Source organism: Streptomyces sp. NPDC044033 (genome assembly GCF_056434425.1).
The window spans coordinates 394073-410341 of the sequence record NZ_JBWKFF010000001.1 but is presented as its reverse complement, the minus strand read 5'-3'; the positions used below and the strand labels follow the sequence as shown (position 1 = coordinate 410341).

Sequence of the window (16269 nt, the reverse complement as noted above, 5' to 3'; positions counted from 1 at the left end):
AGGAAGGGGGCCCGACCCGTCCGCTGCTCCCCCTCAGCCGCCTCCAACGCTCGCTGGGCTGTCGGTTCGAGTGGTGGTGGCCGCGTACGGGCTTCCCTGCCCCCAACCGCCAAGCCGGGCTGCCCCCGCCCCGGTTCATACAGTGGTCGGCGTGGCGATCAGTGGTTGTACGGCCGCTCTCATGTGGTTGCGCAGCCAGCGTGAGGCGGGGTCGTCGTCGAGGCGGCGGTGCCAGCGGAGTTCGACTGTGGCTATGGGCAGGTCCAGGGGCACGGTGTGCCAGCGGAGTGGGACGTGCCGTTCGACGAGGTGTTGTGCCAGGAGGCGGGGCGCGAGGCAGATGACGTTCTCCTCCAGGGCCATGAGGGCCGCGACGGCGTAGGACGGCACCACCGCGCTGACCGTACGGGAGCGGCCCAGGCTGCGCAGCGCCTCGTCCAGTGGGCCGTGGGCGAGGCCCCGGCGTGAAGCGGAGATGTGCGGGTGGGCGCACAGGTCGTCGATCGTCAGGTGCTGGGCCCGGCCCAGTTCGGAGTGGGCGGACATCATGGCGACGAAGTGGTCGGTGAACAGGGGCTCGGTGTGCAGGTCGGGTGGGGGCGGGTCGGCCACGCCGACGTCCAGGTCGAGCGAGCCGTCCCGTAGCGGGTCGGCTTCCTTGGAGTCCTGGGCCACGAACCGCAGGCGGACCTGGGGGGCTTCGGCGGCGACCAGGTGCGTGAGCCGGGGCGCGAGGACAGGGGTGAGTCCGTCGTTGACGCGGATGGCGAAGGTGCGCTGCCAGGTCCGCGGGTCGCCGCCGGTGGGGTCGGCTCGGAGGCCGGCCGCGTCCTCCAGGAGCGCTTTGACCCTGACGGCGGAGCGTTGGGCGAATGGGGTCGGCACCAGGCCCCGGCCGGCGCGTACGAGGATCTGATCGTTCATCGTCCGCCGCAGTCGACCCAGGGCCCTGCTGGTCGCCGGAGCGGACAGATGGAGGCGGGCCGCGGCCGCGGTCACGCTCCTGGTGTCCATCAACGCGTCGAACACGCGCAACAGATTGAGGTCCAACTGCTCCGTCATGAGACGTCCTAGTGATTGCGTTCAACGCAAAATTGAGGTGCAGAGTATGCACTAGACATCATTCCATCCGCGTCCGAGACTGAATTCATGACGAACGGGCCCGACGGCTCCCCTCGCCTCCCACCAGGCTGAAGCCCGGGCCGGTCGGCGTGCGGGCGCAGAGCGCGACAGCAGCACAGCGCCCCTACGGGTACGGGCCATGGGCTCCGTTCCGGTGCGCGTCGGCCCAGTACGGGACGAGAGGCATCCGCATTTCTCCACGGCTGCCGCCTGCGCGGCGGTCGGCCGATCCAGTACTGGAGTGAACAGCTATGGCGAGGACCGTGCGACCGGCAGCCTTCGGGACACCGGAAGTCCTTGAGGTCGTCCCGACGCCGGTGCCGCGGCCGGCCGTCGACGGTGTCGTCGTGCGGGTCCGCGCGGCCGGAGTCAACCCCATTGACTGGAAGCTCTACAGCGGCGCCTTCCACGCCGTGGACGACAAGCACAAGGACTCTGCCGGAGTCGCCGGCGCTCTGCCGCAACTCGGCCTGGAATGTGCGGGAGTTGTCACCGAGGTCGGTTCGGAGGTGGCCGGAGCCCGAGTCGGCGACGAGGTCATCGTCTACCCGGTCACCGGCGCCTACGCCGACTACGTCACCGCGCCCGTCACCTCGCTGATCCCCAAGCCGGCCAGTCTGGGCTGGCACGAGGCCGGGTCGTTGATGCTCGCCGGCACCACGGCGACGCACACCCTGCACGCCACCGGCGTCAGCGAGGGCGACACCGTGCTCGTACACGGCGGCTCCGGCGGGGTGGGGCTGATGGCCGTACAGCTGGCCGCCGCCCTGGGCGCGACCGTGATCGCCACCGCCGCTGAACGCAATCACGAACTGCTCCGCGGCCTCGGCGCCGTTCCCGTGAGCTACGGCCGCGGGCTGCTCGACCGCGTACGGGCCGCCGCGCCCGGTGGCGTCACCGCCGCGATCGACTGCGTCGGCGGCGACGAAGCGCTTGATACGTCACTGGAATTGGTGGCCGACCGGCAGCGCATCGCCTCGATCACCGGTACCGACCGCCGTGTCACCGCCGGAATCAAGATCATCGGCAACGGGCCCGGCCAGGACACGGGTACTGAGATCCGGCACGCCGCCCGCACCGGGCTGGCGGCCCGCGCGGGCGCGGGCGAACTGCGGGTGCTGATCGACACGGTCTACCCCCTGACGGAGGCGCCGCGGGCGCACCAGGACGGGATCGCCGGACATGCCCCCGGAAAGCTCGTACTGGTCCCATGACGGCGCCCCTCGGCGGCTGGACGGCCCCAGAGGGCGAGGCAGCCCCAGGGGACGAGACGGCCCCAGGGGACGAGACGGCCCCGGGAGGCAAGACAGCCTCGGAAGACGAGACGGCCTCGGCACACGAGACGGGAGAGAAGATGGCTGAGCGAAGCGCCGGTCAGGAGGCGCCGCCGCTGGTGGACGTCGCCGTCGTCGGCTGCGGGCCGGTCGGCATGACACTCGCGGCGCTGCTGGGCAGAGCCGGGCATTCGGTCGTACTCCTCGAACGCTATCCAGGTCTTTACGGGCAGGCTGCCCCGGGCCACCAGTTTCGACGGCGAAACCATGCGCGCGTTGGCCGGGTTAGGGCTCGCCGGGGAACTGGAACCCACGCTGTACGCACAAGAGGCGTACGAATGGCGCAATGGCTCCGGTGAACTGCTGATCCGGCAGGAATGCCAGGCGGTCGGCGACAGCGGCTGGGCGGATATCTACATGTTCCAGCAGCCGGTTCTGGAGAACTCGCTGCACTCGCTGTGCGCATCGCTGCCGGATGTGGATATCCGTTGCGACACCACCGTCACCGGCCTGTCCCAGGATCTTGACCACGTCCGTCTGAGATCACGTCCGTCTGATGACCGCCAACGGGACTGCTGTACAAGCTCGTTACGTGATCGGATGCGACGGCGGCAACAGTTTCATCCGGCAGGCCCTGTCCGTCGAGCAGGATGATCTGGGCTTCGCCGAACCCTGGCTGGTCTGCGACGTCGCACTGCGGTGCCCCGCCGCCGAACTGGGGCTGCCCCGCATGCTGCAGGTCGGCGACCTCGCCGGTCCGACCACCGTCATCACCACCGGGCCGGGGCGCCAGCGGTTCTGCTCCATGCCCGACGACACCGGCGACCTCGGTCTGGAACGCTCGGAGAGCACGGCGTGGGAACGGGTGCGCCCCTATCTCTCCCCCGACGACGCGGATCTCGTCCGCGTCGCCACCTACACCTTCCGGTCGCTGGTCGCGCGGCGCTGGCGGGACGGGAGGGTGCTGCTCGCCGGCGACGCCGCACATCAAATGCCCCCGCTTCTGGGCCAGGGGATGTGCTCGGGGATACGCGACGCACTCAATATCGCCTTCAAGATCGATCTGCTTCTGCGGGGAATCCAGGACGCCGGAATTCTCGACACCTACCAGAGCGAACGCGAACCCCACGTACGCGCCGTGATGGAAACGAGCATCGAACTGGGTCGTCAGCACACATTGCGCGATCCCACGCCGGCCGGTGAACGCGACGCCCGGCTCCTGGCCCGACGCGTCGCATTACGGGAGCCCGAACGCATCCGGCTACCGGAGCCCGGACCCGGGCTGTTCGGACGGGGCGGAGGACGGCTCTGCTTGCAGGGGCGGGTCAGCAACAAGCCCTTCACGCCCTGGATCTGGCCTCACTTGAGGAGGCCGGGATCACCGTCGTCGCCTTCGGGTCGTCAGCCGCGGATAACACCGTGATCGACTCCGATGGCACACACCGGCGCTGGCTCTCCGAACTGGGTGCCGCCGCCGTGGCCGTACGCCCCGACAATCACGTCCTCGCCGCCGGACCCGATGCCGTGGAAGTAGCGGAGGAATTGCTGACCCTTCTCACTCCGCGGTGCCCACGCCCCTGAACCGGGGCCGGAACTGACAGGGCCCAATGGGCCTCCTTGCGGCCGGAGATAGGGGGTCCCTCGCATCAGATGAGGTACGGGCCCGGGCGCGGGAGCCCCCGTACTCGGCGATGTCCCCGGACGCCGCCGCGGTGATCACCAACTGGACGCCGCTGATGGGCCGGCCCCTGTCGCGCCCGCCCGCCCGGCCGTCCTGGCCGGTCAGCCCGGTCAGCCCGGTCAGCCCGGTCAGCCCGGTCAGCCCGGTACCGAGTTCCTGGTTGCCGGTTTCGGCGTGGAAGCGGGTGTCCTGGTCCACGAGCTGCTCATTGAACATATCGGTGAGCCGGGCCCCGAGCTTCGCTCTGATACCCCGTCGATCTCGGGAGCGGACTCCCTACCCGCGTGGGTGATTAATCGGATCGTCTTCGGCCGCCGGGATTCGGGCCGATGGTGTGCAGAAGGAAGGCCGGTGGCATGACGGGGGTCGGCCTGGGGCAGATCTGGGGCGAGCTCGCGACCGTACGCAGAGGGCGCCGGGAAAACGAACCGTTGATCGCCAGGCGCTGGTTCGTGCCGCTCGGCTGCCCATTTCATTAATCCCTTTGGGGGTAAACCCGCGTGGCGATGCCCTGTTGGAGGAGATCCGAGGTGCTAAGCATCGAGGCTGTTCACCAACACGTTGTGACACGTATGGAAAGGGAATGCCATGTCGCGTATCGCCAAGGCCGCCATTCTGACGGCTGCTGCCGGAGCCGCTGTTTCCGGTGCCGCGGGGGTTGCTTCTGCCGACGCCGGTGCCGCGGGCGGCGCTGTCGGGTCGCCGGGTGTGCTCTCCGGGAACCAGCTTCAGGTTCCGATTCACATCCCGGTGAACCTGTGCGGCAACTCGATCGACATCATTGGGCTGCTCAACCCCGCTTTCGGCAACACCTGCGTCAACAAGTAATACCAGCGGCAATAGGGGCGCGCCTGTGTCTGTAGGCAGCGCCTGCTTCACGGCACCAACCGCGCACTCCTCGCGCTTGTGGCGCCCACCACGACCGTGGCGGGCGCCACGCGCCGTTTCAGGTGCCTGCCGAAGGGGCCGCCGGAGGGGCCGTCGAACGAGCCGCCGAGACGATGGTGGCGCGGGCCTCGCGCTCCGGGAGGCCGGTGTGGAGGGCGGCGTCGAGGAGGGCGGGGGCCATCTCGTCACCCGCGCCGGATTCGTACGCGCGGCAGGTGGCCCAGAACAGCCGGTCGTTGCGCCGGCCCTCGCGCGAGTTCCGGACGAAGTCGACCAGCCGGGCGCCGGAGTGAGGGTGATCAGGGTCGCGCGGTGGGGTGCGGCGGGGTTCCGGGGGCGCTACCAAGTTCAGCAGCGCGGGCGGCGCCGGAGCCGGGGGCCAGCTCGGGCCGGCGGGGGACAGCCGGTACGTGCCTCGGGGGGTGTACGAGCCGGGGCCGACCAAGTAGCCGCCGGAGCCGCGGATGTCGATGCCGGGGGCCGGCCGGCCCACCGAGTTGGGCACCTCGCGGCCGGGCGTACCGGTGAGCCACAGATGCCGGCCGCCGCCCGGCGTGAGCACGGTGACCGTGCGCGGGATGGTGAACGCGTGTTCGCGTGCCAGCCTGCGGAGGGCGGTCGTCCCGTCCGTACGCCCCTTGATGTCCAAGTCGACGCCGATGAGGCGGTGCGGGGGCGCGCCGCAGGCGATTCCGTACCCGGTGGCCCAGGGGGCGGCGGCGAAGAGGGCGCGCACGGCGGCCGGTTCGGAGGTTGCGTCATGGATGCCGTGACCCGGGCGACCGCATTCGCCTCGGCACGGGGCGGAGACGGGGGCGGGGCCCACGGGGCCCGCAGAGTCCGCGTGGTGCGGGGAGCGCACCGCTGGGAGCTTGCCGCTCGTCAGGGGGATCACGGCCAGGCCGTGCGCCGTGGCGGCCAGGGCGTGCGCCAGGGCTCTGGCGTGACGGTCGAAGGGTGCCGTGCGGTGCGAGTAGGCCGTGCGATCGGAGGAGGCCATGCCGCCATGCTCGTACGTACGTTCTATAAAAGGAAGTGGCGCGATGGCTCCATCCACATTGGCCGAAAGTACGTCTGAACGCTTTTCCGCAGGTGGGGCCAGGGGTACGAGCGCGACTGGAGGGGCGCGCGAAGGGGCTGGGGGCGTAGTGGAGGTTTGACGCGGGTTCATTCCCCTTGCGAGCGAATCGGCCTGGGGTAGGTGGTTCGCCGGGGATTCGGTGGGCAACTCTGGGGTCGCGACGTCGTACCCGGTCCAGGCAGTCGGCCAACCGCCTGGCGCTACCAAGCAGTAGTTGTACGTTCCTGGAGGAACTGACATGGCAAGCACCCGCACCGTCCGCGTTCTCGCTGCTGTCGCCGCTCTCCCGCTGGCGGCCGCGCTCTTCACCGGTGTCGCCCAGGCGGACAACGGCGCCTTCGCCGGCAAGGGCTCGAACTCGGCGATCACCGGTCTCGTGGGCAGCGGCGTCGGCGGCCACAACCTCGGCAACTCCACGACGACCCAGCAGGTCGCCACGGGTAGCGGCGCGTCGAACCAGAACAACACCGCGAGCGTCAACGGTTCCGCCTTCACGGCGATCGACCAGGACACCACCTCCGTCAACTTCACCAAGCTGTGGTGACCGGATGACTCGATGACTCGATGAGAGTCGGGGAGAGTCGGGGAGAGCGGTCGAGGTCTGACGGTCGCGCGGTGGCACTCCGGTGCTTCCGCGCGACCGCCTCTCTGTGTGCGGGCTCTGTGTGCGGTATCTGTACGGGCTCGGGGGCGGGCCTGTGCGTGGGGCTGTGCGGGGATTTGTGTACCGGCTTGTGCGTGCGGGCCTTCGCGCGCGGGACTGGCCGGCCAAGTCACCTGTCGTGCACGGACCTTGACAGGCATCACGGATCTGACGGACAGTCAGAAAACCTGATTCCCGCTCAGCGGAGGTCCGCGCCCGTGCACCTCGCCCCCACCCCCGCCCAGCAGCGGCTGCGCGCCGAACTCCGCGCGTACTTCCGCGATGTGCTGCCGCCCGGAGGCCCACCCGGAGGCCCACCCGACGACCCCGCCGAGCAGCGCCGGCTGCTGCGGCGCATCGGCGCCGACGGCCTGCTCGGCATCGGCTGGCCCAAGGAGTACGGCGGCCAAGGGCGCGGCCCCGACGAGCAGTTCGTCTTCTTCGACGAGGCGTACCGGGCGGGCGCCCCCGTCTCGATGGTCACGCTAAACACCGTCGGCCCGACCCTGATGAAGTACGGGACCGCGCGCCAGAAGGAGTACTTCCTGCCGCGCATCCTGCGGGGCGAGACCGTCTTCGCGATCGGCTACACGGAACCGGAGGCGGGCACCGACCTCGCCTCGCTGCGGACCAGAGCCGTCAGGGACGGCGAGGACTGGCTCATCGACGGCAGCAAGGTCTTCACCAGCAACGCCCAGAACGCCGACTGGATCTGGCTCGCCTGCCGTACGGACCCCGAGGCGGCGAAGCACCAGGGCATCTCCATCCTCCTGGTGCCGACCGACGCCCCCGGGTTCTCCTGGACCCCCATCGAGACCGTCGGCGGGCTCACCACCACCGCGACCTATTACGACGCGATCCGGGTTCCCGCCGGGAATCTCGTCGGCGAGGAGAACGCCGGCTGGGGGCTGATCACCAATCAGCTCAACCACGAGCGGGTGGCCCTGGCCGCGATCGGTTCGCAGGCCGAGGACTTCTACGCGGCGGCCCTCGCCCACGCCCGTACGCCCGACCCCGACACCGGCCGTCGCCCCGCCGACCAGCCCTGGGTCCGGGCCCGCCTCGCGGAGGCGCACGCGCGGTTGGCGGCGACGCGGCTGCTCAACTGGCGGCTCGTCGACGACGTCGGCGCGGGCACGCTGAGCCCCGGGGACGCGAGCGGCGTCAAGTTCCTGGGGACCGAGAGCACGGTGGAGGTGTACCGGATGTGCCAGGAGGCAGTGGGGGAGACCGGGCTGATACGGGCCGGGTCGCCGGGCGCGTTCGGGGACGGCCCCGGCTCCGGCCCCGGCTCCGGCCCCGGCTCCGGCCCCGGCTCCAGCTCTGGCTCCGGCTCCGGCTCCGGCGGCGAGCTGGAGCGGATGAACCGCGCCGCGCAGATCAACACCTTCGGCGGCGGAGTGAGCGAGGTGCAGCGCGAGATCCTCGCGATGATGCGGCTCGGCATGCGGAAGGGGCCGCGGCGGGAGCGGAAAGCGGGGGAGGCGGCGGCGGACCGTACGGACTCGGGGGCTGCCGCGCGCGGTGGTCGGCGGGGAGGGGAGCGGTGAAGAGCGCTGGGGCCGGTACGGGCGCCGGTACGACCGCGGGCGCGGGCTCGGGCTCGGGCTCGGGATCGGGCGCGGGCTCTGGGGACGGGGCGGACGTACTCTACGAGCGGCTGCGGGCCTACGAAGGGCAGACCGCCGCCGGCTCGGGCGTCGGCAAGGACGTCGTCAACGAGCCCATGATCAGGCACTGGTGCGAGGCGATGGGCGACACCAGCCCCGCCTACCCCGCGACCGCTCCGGCCACGATGCTTCAGGTCTGGACGATGGGCGGGCTGTCGGGGAACACCGGCCGGACGGGCGTCTACGACGAGTTGTTCGCGCTCCTGGACGGCGCGGGATACACCTCGGTCGTCGCCACCGACAGTGAGCAGGAGTATCTGCGCCCGCTGCGCCCCGGTGACCTGATCACCTTCGACGCGACGATCGAATCCGTGTCGCCGCGCAAGGTGACGAAGCTGGGCACGGGGTACTTCATCACGACGCGCATGGACGTACGGGGCGACGGTAAGCCGGTGGGTTCCCATCGCTTCCGGATCCTCAAGTACGTACCGGCCGCGAAGCGTTCCCCGAAGGGCGCGGGGGAGGGAGAGGCGGCGGCGAAGGGGAAACCCCAGCGGCCCCGGCCCGTCGTCAACCGCGACAACGCCGGTTTCTGGGACGGCGTCGCGGACGGCAAGCTGCTCATCCAGCGCTGCGACTCCTGCCGGACGCCGCGCTTCCCCTGGCTGCCGGGGTGCGGCGGCTGCGGTTCGCCGCACTGGATGGCGGTCGAGGCGTCCGGTGCGGGCACCGTCTATTCGTACGTCGTCATGCACCACCCGCCCTTCCCGGCCTTCGACCCGCCGTACGCGGTCGGCCTGATCGAGCTGGCGGAAGGGGTGCGGATGATCAGCAACATCACGGGGGTGCCGTACGACAAGGTGCGCATCGGGATGCCGGTGGAGCTGGAGTTCCTGCGGGTGGACGCGGAGCTGACCCTCCCCGTGTTCCGCGCGGTGGGCGGCGCGGACACGGGCGGGTCGGGTGAGGCTGACGCGGCCAGTTCGGGTGATGCGTCCAGTTCGGGTGATGCGGACAGGTCGGGTAACGCGGACAGGTCGGGTGACGCGGCCGAAGAGGGGGCAGGCGTCGCGGACACAGCCGCGACCGGCGGCGCGGCGACGGCCGGGGAGGGCCGCTGACATGGACTTCACCCCCACGCCCGAGCAGCAGGCCGCGCGCGAGCTGGCGGCGTCGATCTTCGGCGACCTGTCGACCCACGAGCGGCTCAAAGCCGCCGGTACGGGCTGCGACCCCGAACTGTGGAAGACCCTCTGCGCGTCCGGGCTGCCGGGTGCGGTGGAGGAGGTCGGCCTGCTCGGGCTCGTACTGCTGCTGGAGGAGCAAGGGCGGACGACGGCGCAGGTCCCGTACGCCGCGACCTGCGCGTACGGGCTGCTGCCGGTCGCCGCGCACGGCACCGACGAGCAGCGGGCGCGGCTGCTGCCGGGGCTGCGGGACGGGACGCTGGTGGCGACCGGGGCGTTCCCGCCGCGCGCGGCGGCCGCTCTGCGGGACGGCGGCGGCTGGCGGCTCAGCGGCTCCTTCCCCGCCGTTCCGTGGCTGCGCGAGGCGACGCATGTGCTCGTACCGGCCCGGCTGCCGGGCGGTGAGGAGACCGGGTGCTTCCTGGCGGAGGTCGGCGCGGCGGAATCCGCGGAGCTCGTGGAGCCCGTGGAGCCCGTGGAACTCACCGCGCCCTGGTCGGCCGGGCGGCTGACCATGGCCGCGGCCCCCGCCGAACGGCTCGGGGACGCGGACACCTGCGGGTCCGTGCTGGCGGTGGCCCGTACCGCCTTCGCGGGGTTGCAGGCCGGGGTGTGCGCCGGTTCGCTGGCGCGCGCGGTCGAATACACCACGACGCGCGAGCAGTTCGGACGTCCGCTCGCCGCCAACCAGGGCGTGATGCTGCGCGCCGCCGACGCCTATATGGACACCGAGGCGATCCGGGTGACCGCCTACGAGGCGGCCTGGCGCCACGACGAGGGCCTCCCGGTCCGTACGCACGCGCTCACCGCCGCGTGGTGGGCATCGGAGGCCGGAAAGCGGGTCGTGCACGCCGGGCAGCACTTGCACGGCGGCATGGGAGCGGACCTCGACCACCCCGTGCACCGGCACTTTCTGTGGGGCCGCCAGCTCGACGCCTACCTCGGCTCGGCCCCCGAACTCCTCGCCGAACTCGGCGAGGCGCTGACTCAGGAGGCGGCGTGACCACCCGAGAGACGGGACCGCGGGTGTGCACGGGCGACCTGCTGCCCCCGCTGCGCATCCCCATCACGCGCACCCTCATCGTCGCGGGCGCCATCGCCTCCCGCGACTACCAGGACGTGCACCACGATGCCGAAGCGGCCAAGGAGAAGGGGTCCCCGGACATCTTCATGAACATCCTCACCACCAACGGCCTGGTCGGCCGCTATCTCACCGACTACTTCGGGCCGGGCGCCGTCCTGCGGAAGGTCGCGATCCGGCTCGGCGCGCCGAACTATCCGGGGGACGAGATGGTGCTGACCGGCGAGGTGACGGACGTGGCCGGGGAGGCCGTATCGGTCGCGGTGCGCGGCCGGAACGGGATCGGCCACCATGTCACGGGCACCGCGACCGTACTCCTGTGCGGCGAGGGCGACGGGATCGACGGGCGCTTCGGGAGCGACGGGATCGACGGGATCGACGGGCGCTTCGGGGACGATGGGCGCGATGGGCGCTTCGGGGACGATGGGCGCGACGGGCGCGACGGCTGCGACGGCGGTGCCGCATGAGTGTGCGCGGCGCGGACACCCTCGGCGGGAAGGCCGCCGTCGTCGGCATCGGCGCGACCGAGTTCTCCAAGGACTCCGGGCGCAGTGAGCTGACGCTCGCCGCCGAGGCCGTACGGGCGGCCCTGGCGGACGCCGGGCTGACGGCGGCCGACGTGGACGGCATGGTCACCTTCACTATGGACACCAGCCCCGAGATCACCGTGGCGCAGGCCGCGGGCATCGGGGAGCTGTCCTTCTTCTCGCGCGTGCACTACGGCGGCGGCGCGGCCTGCGCGACCGTGCAGCAGGCGGCGCTGGCGGTCGCGTCGGGGGTCGCGGAGGTCGTCGTCTGCTACCGGGCGTTCAACGAGCGCTCCGGCCGCCGCTTCGGCTCCGGGGTGCAGCGGCGCGAGCCGTCCGCGGAGGGCGCGGCGCTCGGCTGGGCGCTGCCGTTCGGGCTGCTCACCCCGGCTTCCTGGGTCGCGATGACCGCCCAGCGGTACCTGCACACGTACGGGCTGTCCCCCGAGGTCTTCGGCCAGGTCGCCGTGGTCGACCGCCGCCACGCCGCGCGGAACCCGGCCGCGTACTTCTACGGGAAACCGATCACGCTCGCCGAGCACGCGGCGTCGCGCTGGATCGCGGAGCCGCTGCGGCTGCTGGACTGCTGCCAGGAGACCGACGGCGGCCAGGCCCTCGTGGTGACCAGCCTGGAGCGCGCCCGCGACCTGCCGAACCCGCCCGCCGTCATCACCGCCGCCGCCCAGGGCGCGGGCCGCGGGCAGGAGCAGATGACCAGCTTCTACCGCGACGAGCTGACCGGGCTGCCGGAGATGGGGGTGGTGGCGCGGCAGCTGTGGCGTACGAGCGGACTGGCGCCCGGCGATATCGACGTGGGCATCCTCTATGACCACTTCACTCCGTTCGTGCTGATGCAGCTGGAGGAGTTCGGCTTCTGCGGGCCGGGGGAGGGGTCGGAGTTCGTGGCGGCCGGGGAACTGCCGCTCAACACGCACGGGGGCCAGCTCGGCGAGGCGTACCTGCACGGGATGAACGGCATCGCGGAGGCGGTCCGCCAGCTCCGGGGCGTCTCGGTCAACCAGGTGCCCGGCGCGGCGCGGGCACTGGTCACGGCGGGGACGGGCGTTCCCACGTCCGGGCTGCTTCTCGCAGCAGACGGCTGAACGAGGTGAGTCTCGGCGCGCGGTGACCGTGTGTCGGCACATTCACTCGACGTATGAACCGACTGAAGCGACGGGAACAGCTGAAGCGACGGGACCGACTGAAGCGACTGAACTGGCTGAACCGGTTGAAGCGACGGGACGGACCCGACCGACGGGATCGGTTGAAGCGACGGGATCGGTTGAAGCGAGGGGACCGGCTGAACCAACGGAACCGACTCGACCGACGGAACCGACGGAACCGACGGACGAACGCCATCGGATACGCGGCCGCGCTGGCGGCCACGGTCGTCTCGCTGACCGGGGGCGTGCAGTCCGCCTCGGCGGAGGGGGCGGCGGGCCCGGGCGCCGTCGGGGCGCACCCGGCCGGCGCCGCGCCGCGCGGCGCCCCGGCCGACGACCCTGATCCGGAGACCGATTTCGGCGCCGATATGGCCGCTGATCTCGATCCGACGACTGACGAAGAGGCAGAGGCAGCGGAGGCGGCCGATACGAGAGAGAAGCCCGGGGCCCGCGAGGAGAGGACGGGCGCCAGGAAGGTATCCCCGGCCCGTACGACCACAGGCGACCCGCGCGCGACGGGCGCCTCCGTCTTCGAGGGCCGGGCCTTCGACACCTGCCACGCCCCGTCGCTGAAAACCCTCCGCGCCTGGCGCTCCTCTCCCTACGGAGCCGTCGGCATCTACTACGGGGGCCGCGGCCGGGCCTGCCCGAAGCAGCCGTATCTCGGCCCCGGCTGGGTACGCGGCGCCCGCGCCATGGGCTGGCAGGTGCTGCCCGTATACGTCGGCTCGCAGTCGCCGTGCGTCGCGAGCGCCCGTAAGAAGCACGTCCGTATCGGCGCCAGCCCCTGGACCCAGGGCAAGGCCGAGGGGCGGGACGCGGTGCGCCGGGCGAAGGCGATGGCGATGGCGGGCGGCAGCGCGCTCTACCTGGACATGGAGGCGTACAACATCCGCAAGAAGGGGTGCGCCCGTACGACCCTCACGTTCATCCGGGGCTGGAGCAACGCTGTGCGCGGCCTCGGGTACCTGCCCGGCTTCTACAGCAGCGCAGAATCGGGCGTACGGCACCTGGAGAGCGCGCGGCGGGCGGGGGCGGACGACCTGCCCGGCGCGATGTGGTTCGCCCGCTGGCACACGAAGCCGTCGGTCGACGGGGAGCCGTCGCTGGCCCGGGGCGCCTGGCAGCCGCACCGCAGGATTCACCAGTACGCGGGTGATGTGACCGAGTCGCACGGCGGCCGGCGGATGAGCATCGACCGCAATCTGGTGGACGCGCCGGTGGCCGTCATCAAGTGATGGGCGGGGTGGCTGCCGGCGGCCGTCGAAAGAGGACCGGCTGTCATCCGATCCGGGCTTGCGCGAGTCCTTCAAGGCGAGGGCACGGGGCTCGGTGACAGGGCTCGGTGACGGGGCTCAGTGGCGGGGCTCGGTGCCGGGGCGGAGGGAGCGGTCGGGGCGCGGGACTCGGGGAGCGCACCCTGATGAACCCTGATCGCTCTCCCCCTCTAGGAGGTGGGGAAACCCCCACCAGTACGACCTGAGAGGGATCGTTCTTCGGCACCTTCGGGCGATCCGCCGCGTACCGGCGCGCTTCTAGCGTTAAGGCATGACCACGCCTGTGTGCACGAGCGCATCCACTGCCGTGTTCCCGTCGTTCTCGTCGTACGTACGGGCCCGCGGGCCGGTGCTGCTGCGCACCGCCCGCTCGCTGACCTCGAACCCGTGCGACGCCGAGGACCTCCTCCAGACGGCGCTGGCCAAGACGTACCTGGCCTGGGAGCGCATCGAGGACCACCGGGCGCTCGACGGCTATGTCCGGCGGGCCCTGGTGAACACGCGGACCTCGCAGTGGCGCAAGCGGCGGGTCGACGAGTTCTCCTGCGACGACCTGCCGGAGCGCGAGACGGCGCCGACACCGGACCCGGCCGAGCAGCAGGTGCTGCGCGACGCGATGTGGCGCGCGGTGCACAAGCTTCCGGAACGGCAGCGGGCGATGGTCGTCCTCAGGTATTACGAGGACCTGACGGAGGCCCAGACGGCCGAGCTGCTGGGGGTGTCCGTGGGCACGGTCAAGAGCGCGGTGTCGCGGGCGCTGGGCAAGCTCCGCGAGGACCCGGAGCTGGTGCAGGCGGCGTGACTTCAGGGTTCCCGGTCTCCGCTGGGCTTCGCTGATCTCAGCTGAGGCGTGAGCGGTGAGCGGTGAGGGGTGAGGGGTGAGGGGCGGGGGCGCTTTCCCGCTTCCGGTGGGCTTTCTGCCTCCGGCGGGCCTTCGACGGGGCCGTCGACAGGGCCGTCGAACGGGCCTCCGGCGGGCCTCCGAACGGGCCTCCGCCGATGATCCGAGCACATTGGGGCGCTCGGCGACCGATACCGAACAGACATGGACCACTCCCGGTGGCTTCCGACCCTCTTTAGGGCAGTTGTAGGCGGTATTGAGGTCATCGGGCTGTCATGCCATTTCCACTGGGTACCCTCCGCGTAACCGGCCGCTGGATGGCTCCATCAACGGGAGAGGGCGAAGGCGGATGCCTGCCTGGGACGCGGAAAGCATCGGCGTGATTCCCGTACAGCGAATGCGACCCGGGGACCACGCCTTCGTGAGTTACGAGGACGACGAGACCCCGTGGGGCATCCTGACGGCCTTCGCCTGGACGGGGCTGACCCGGGGCGAGAAGGTGATGCTCTTCCCGGTCCCCGGGCTGACCGAGAGCGAGGTCCTCGACCGCCTGGACGCCTGGGGCCCGGCCGCGGCGGCCGCGCGCAGGAGGGGCCAGATCGTGCTCAGCAGCATGCGGTCGCTGATCCTCCCCCACCGGGAGTTCACGCCGGGCCGTCAGTGGGCGGGCATCACGACGGAGACCGAGCGTGCCGTACGGGAGGGCTACACCGGGTTTCGGGCGTACATCGACATGCACTGGGTGGCGGATCTCGGCGCGGACATCGAGACGATGATCTACCGCGAGACGCACGCGGACCATCTGTTCACCGACGCTCCGTACAGCGAGATCTGCGCGTACGACCGTCGTGAATTCAGTAGGGAGGTGCTGGACGCCATGGCCAGGGCACACCCCAGGAACCTGCTGGAACGCCTGGGATCGCTGCACACGGAGCACACCGACGGCATGGTGCGGCTGTCCGGTGACGCGGATCTGGCGACCCGCCCGGAGTTCACGGCCGCATTGAGGGCCGCGATGGCCCGTACGCCGGTGGCCGAACGGCTGGTCTTGGACCTCACGGATCTGCATTTCCTCAGCGCGGGTTGCGCCGCCGACCTGCTGCTCGTGGCCGAAGGCGCCATCGGGGGCAGACGGATAGAAGTGCGGTGCGACGCGTTTCAGGCTCGTACGCTGCACAGGCTCGGCGCGGGTTCCATCCGCTGCCTGTCGTTGGTCGAGCGGCCGGGGGAGAAACATCCGAAGGAGAGGCCGCCGGCGAGTACGGCCGAGGGACCGGGCGAGGGGATGGGCGAAGGGTCGGGCGAAGGTTCAGCTCAGGGGAGGCAGCGATGAGGTCCGATCCCTGCGGTCTCTCCGCCGGCGACGGGGCCGTGGAGTGGCTGCTGGAGTGCGACTTCACCGGCGAGGACCTGCCGGGTCTGCGGGTGGCCGTCGGTGAGTGCGCGGCGTCGGCGGGGCTCACGGAGCCGCGCTGGGGGGAGTTCGTCCTGGCCGTCAACGAGGTCGCCTCCAACGCGGTCGAGCACGGCGGCGGCCGCGGCTGCCTGAGGCTGCGGAGACTCTGCGGCGAACTGGAGTGCCGCATCGCCGATGACGGCCCTGGCTTCGCCGAGTCCGTCATCCCCGACCTCCTTCCGGGGCTGGACGGCGCGCACACCGGCCGGGGGCTGTGGCTGGCACGGATGGTGACCGACCGGTTGGTAATAAACGGTGGGGCTATGGGGACGGCTGATTCGGCTGCCTCGGACGCGGGCGCCGTGGGTGCGGCGGACGCTGTGAATGCCGCGGGCGCGGTGGTGACGCTGGCCATACGCGTGTGACGCGGAGCGCTGCGGGTACGTCCGGGGCGCCCGTACATACGCGTGTGACGCGGAGTGCCGCGGGTACGTCCGG

At 71.3% G+C, this 16269-nt stretch carries 17 protein-coding genes and 1 pseudogene; 15 read left to right on the top strand and 3 right to left on the bottom strand.

Features of this window, described 5'->3' with window-relative positions:
* Positions 1–135: 135 nt before the first annotated feature.
* Complete coding sequence (locus AC07AB_RS01765; protein WP_478558361.1) at positions 136–1062, bottom strand: LysR family transcriptional regulator; 927 nt, start codon at positions 1060–1062, stop codon at positions 136–138.
* 323 nt (positions 1063–1385) lie between these two features.
* Here AC07AB_RS01765 and AC07AB_RS01760 point away from each other — a divergent pair, with 323 nt between their 5' ends.
* The 4 genes from AC07AB_RS01760 to AC07AB_RS01745 are packed head-to-tail and all read left to right on the top strand — an operon-like array spanning position 1386 to position 3819.
* Entirely contained in the window at positions 1386–2336 is a 951-nt protein-coding gene (locus tag AC07AB_RS01760; RefSeq protein WP_478558358.1) for an NADP-dependent oxidoreductase, read from the top strand.
* The gene (locus AC07AB_RS01755; RefSeq protein ID WP_478558355.1) at positions 2333–2755 is read left to right on the top strand and encodes an FAD-dependent monooxygenase; all 423 of its coding nucleotides are present in this window, start codon (positions 2333–2335) and stop codon (positions 2753–2755) included. Before AC07AB_RS01760 ends, AC07AB_RS01755 begins: the two co-directional genes overlap by 4 nt.
* Entirely contained in the window at positions 2664–3050 is a 387-nt protein-coding gene (locus tag AC07AB_RS01750; protein WP_478558352.1) for a hypothetical protein, read from the top strand. Before AC07AB_RS01755 ends, AC07AB_RS01750 begins: the two co-directional genes overlap by 92 nt.
* The gene (locus AC07AB_RS01745; protein WP_478558349.1) at positions 2953–3819 is read left to right on the top strand and encodes an FAD-dependent monooxygenase; all 867 of its coding nucleotides are present in this window, start codon (positions 2953–2955) and stop codon (positions 3817–3819) included. The genes AC07AB_RS01750 and AC07AB_RS01745 overlap by 98 nt, the downstream gene beginning before the upstream one ends.
* Positions 3820–3951: 132 nt before the next feature.
* Here the strand turns inward: AC07AB_RS01745 and AC07AB_RS01740 are convergent, their stop codons facing one another.
* Positions 3952–4293: a hypothetical protein gene (locus AC07AB_RS01740; protein ID WP_478558346.1), complete on the bottom strand. Its 342-nt coding sequence runs from the start codon at positions 4291–4293 to the stop codon at positions 3952–3954.
* Between the two features lie 372 nt (positions 4294–4665).
* Here AC07AB_RS01740 and AC07AB_RS01735 point away from each other — a divergent pair, with 372 nt between their 5' ends.
* Positions 4666–4905, top strand: a complete 240-nt coding sequence (locus AC07AB_RS01735) for a chaplin (RefSeq protein WP_478558343.1) — start codon at positions 4666–4668, stop codon at positions 4903–4905.
* 118 nt (positions 4906–5023) lie between these two features.
* Here the strand turns inward: AC07AB_RS01735 and AC07AB_RS01730 are convergent, their stop codons facing one another.
* Positions 5024–5965 (bottom strand): bifunctional DNA primase/polymerase, encoded by a 942-nt coding sequence (locus AC07AB_RS01730; protein WP_478558340.1) that lies wholly within the window; start codon positions 5963–5965, stop codon positions 5024–5026.
* A 319-nt stretch (positions 5966–6284) separates the two neighbouring features.
* On the opposite strand from AC07AB_RS01730, the gene AC07AB_RS01725 reads away from it, so the two are divergent.
* The 10 genes and pseudogenes from AC07AB_RS01725 (at position 6285) to AC07AB_RS01680 (ending at position 16196) form a co-directional block, all read left to right on the top strand.
* On the top strand, positions 6285–6590 hold the full coding sequence (locus AC07AB_RS01725; RefSeq protein ID WP_478558338.1) for a hypothetical protein: 306 nt from the start codon (positions 6285–6287) through the stop codon (positions 6588–6590).
* A gap of 317 nt (positions 6591–6907) precedes the next feature.
* Entirely contained in the window at positions 6908–8239 is a 1332-nt protein-coding gene (locus AC07AB_RS01720) for an acyl-CoA dehydrogenase family protein (RefSeq protein ID WP_478558335.1), read from the top strand.
* A 110-nt stretch (positions 8240–8349) separates the two neighbouring features.
* Positions 8350–9420, top strand: coding sequence for a bifunctional MaoC family dehydratase N-terminal/OB-fold nucleic acid binding domain-containing protein (locus AC07AB_RS01715; RefSeq protein ID WP_478559691.1), 1071 nt, complete (start codon positions 8350–8352; stop codon positions 9418–9420).
* Position 9421: 1 nt separating this feature from the next.
* Positions 9422–10489 (top strand): acyl-CoA dehydrogenase family protein, encoded by a 1068-nt coding sequence (locus tag AC07AB_RS01710; protein WP_478558332.1) that lies wholly within the window; start codon positions 9422–9424, stop codon positions 10487–10489.
* Between the two features lie 23 nt (positions 10490–10512).
* Positions 10513–10887: pseudogene (locus AC07AB_RS01705) on the top strand (MaoC family dehydratase); the annotation flags it as partial.
* 143 nt (positions 10888–11030) lie between these two features.
* Positions 11031–12197: a lipid-transfer protein gene (locus tag AC07AB_RS01700; protein ID WP_478558329.1), complete on the top strand. Its 1167-nt coding sequence runs from the start codon at positions 11031–11033 to the stop codon at positions 12195–12197.
* A 305-nt stretch (positions 12198–12502) separates the two neighbouring features.
* Complete coding sequence (locus AC07AB_RS01695; protein WP_478558327.1) at positions 12503–13495, top strand: DUF1906 domain-containing protein; 993 nt, start codon at positions 12503–12505, stop codon at positions 13493–13495.
* 310 nt (positions 13496–13805) lie between these two features.
* Positions 13806–14336 (top strand): SigE family RNA polymerase sigma factor, encoded by a 531-nt coding sequence (locus tag AC07AB_RS01690; protein ID WP_478558324.1) that lies wholly within the window; start codon positions 13806–13808, stop codon positions 14334–14336.
* A gap of 436 nt (positions 14337–14772) precedes the next feature.
* A complete protein-coding gene (locus tag AC07AB_RS01685) occupies positions 14773–15708 on the top strand; it encodes an MEDS domain-containing protein (RefSeq protein ID WP_478558321.1) in 936 nt (311 codons plus the stop codon).
* Positions 15705–16196 (top strand): ATP-binding protein, encoded by a 492-nt coding sequence (locus AC07AB_RS01680; RefSeq protein ID WP_478558318.1) that lies wholly within the window; start codon positions 15705–15707, stop codon positions 16194–16196. The genes AC07AB_RS01685 and AC07AB_RS01680 overlap by 4 nt, the downstream gene beginning before the upstream one ends.
* The last annotated feature ends 73 nt before the right edge of the window (positions 16197–16269 follow it).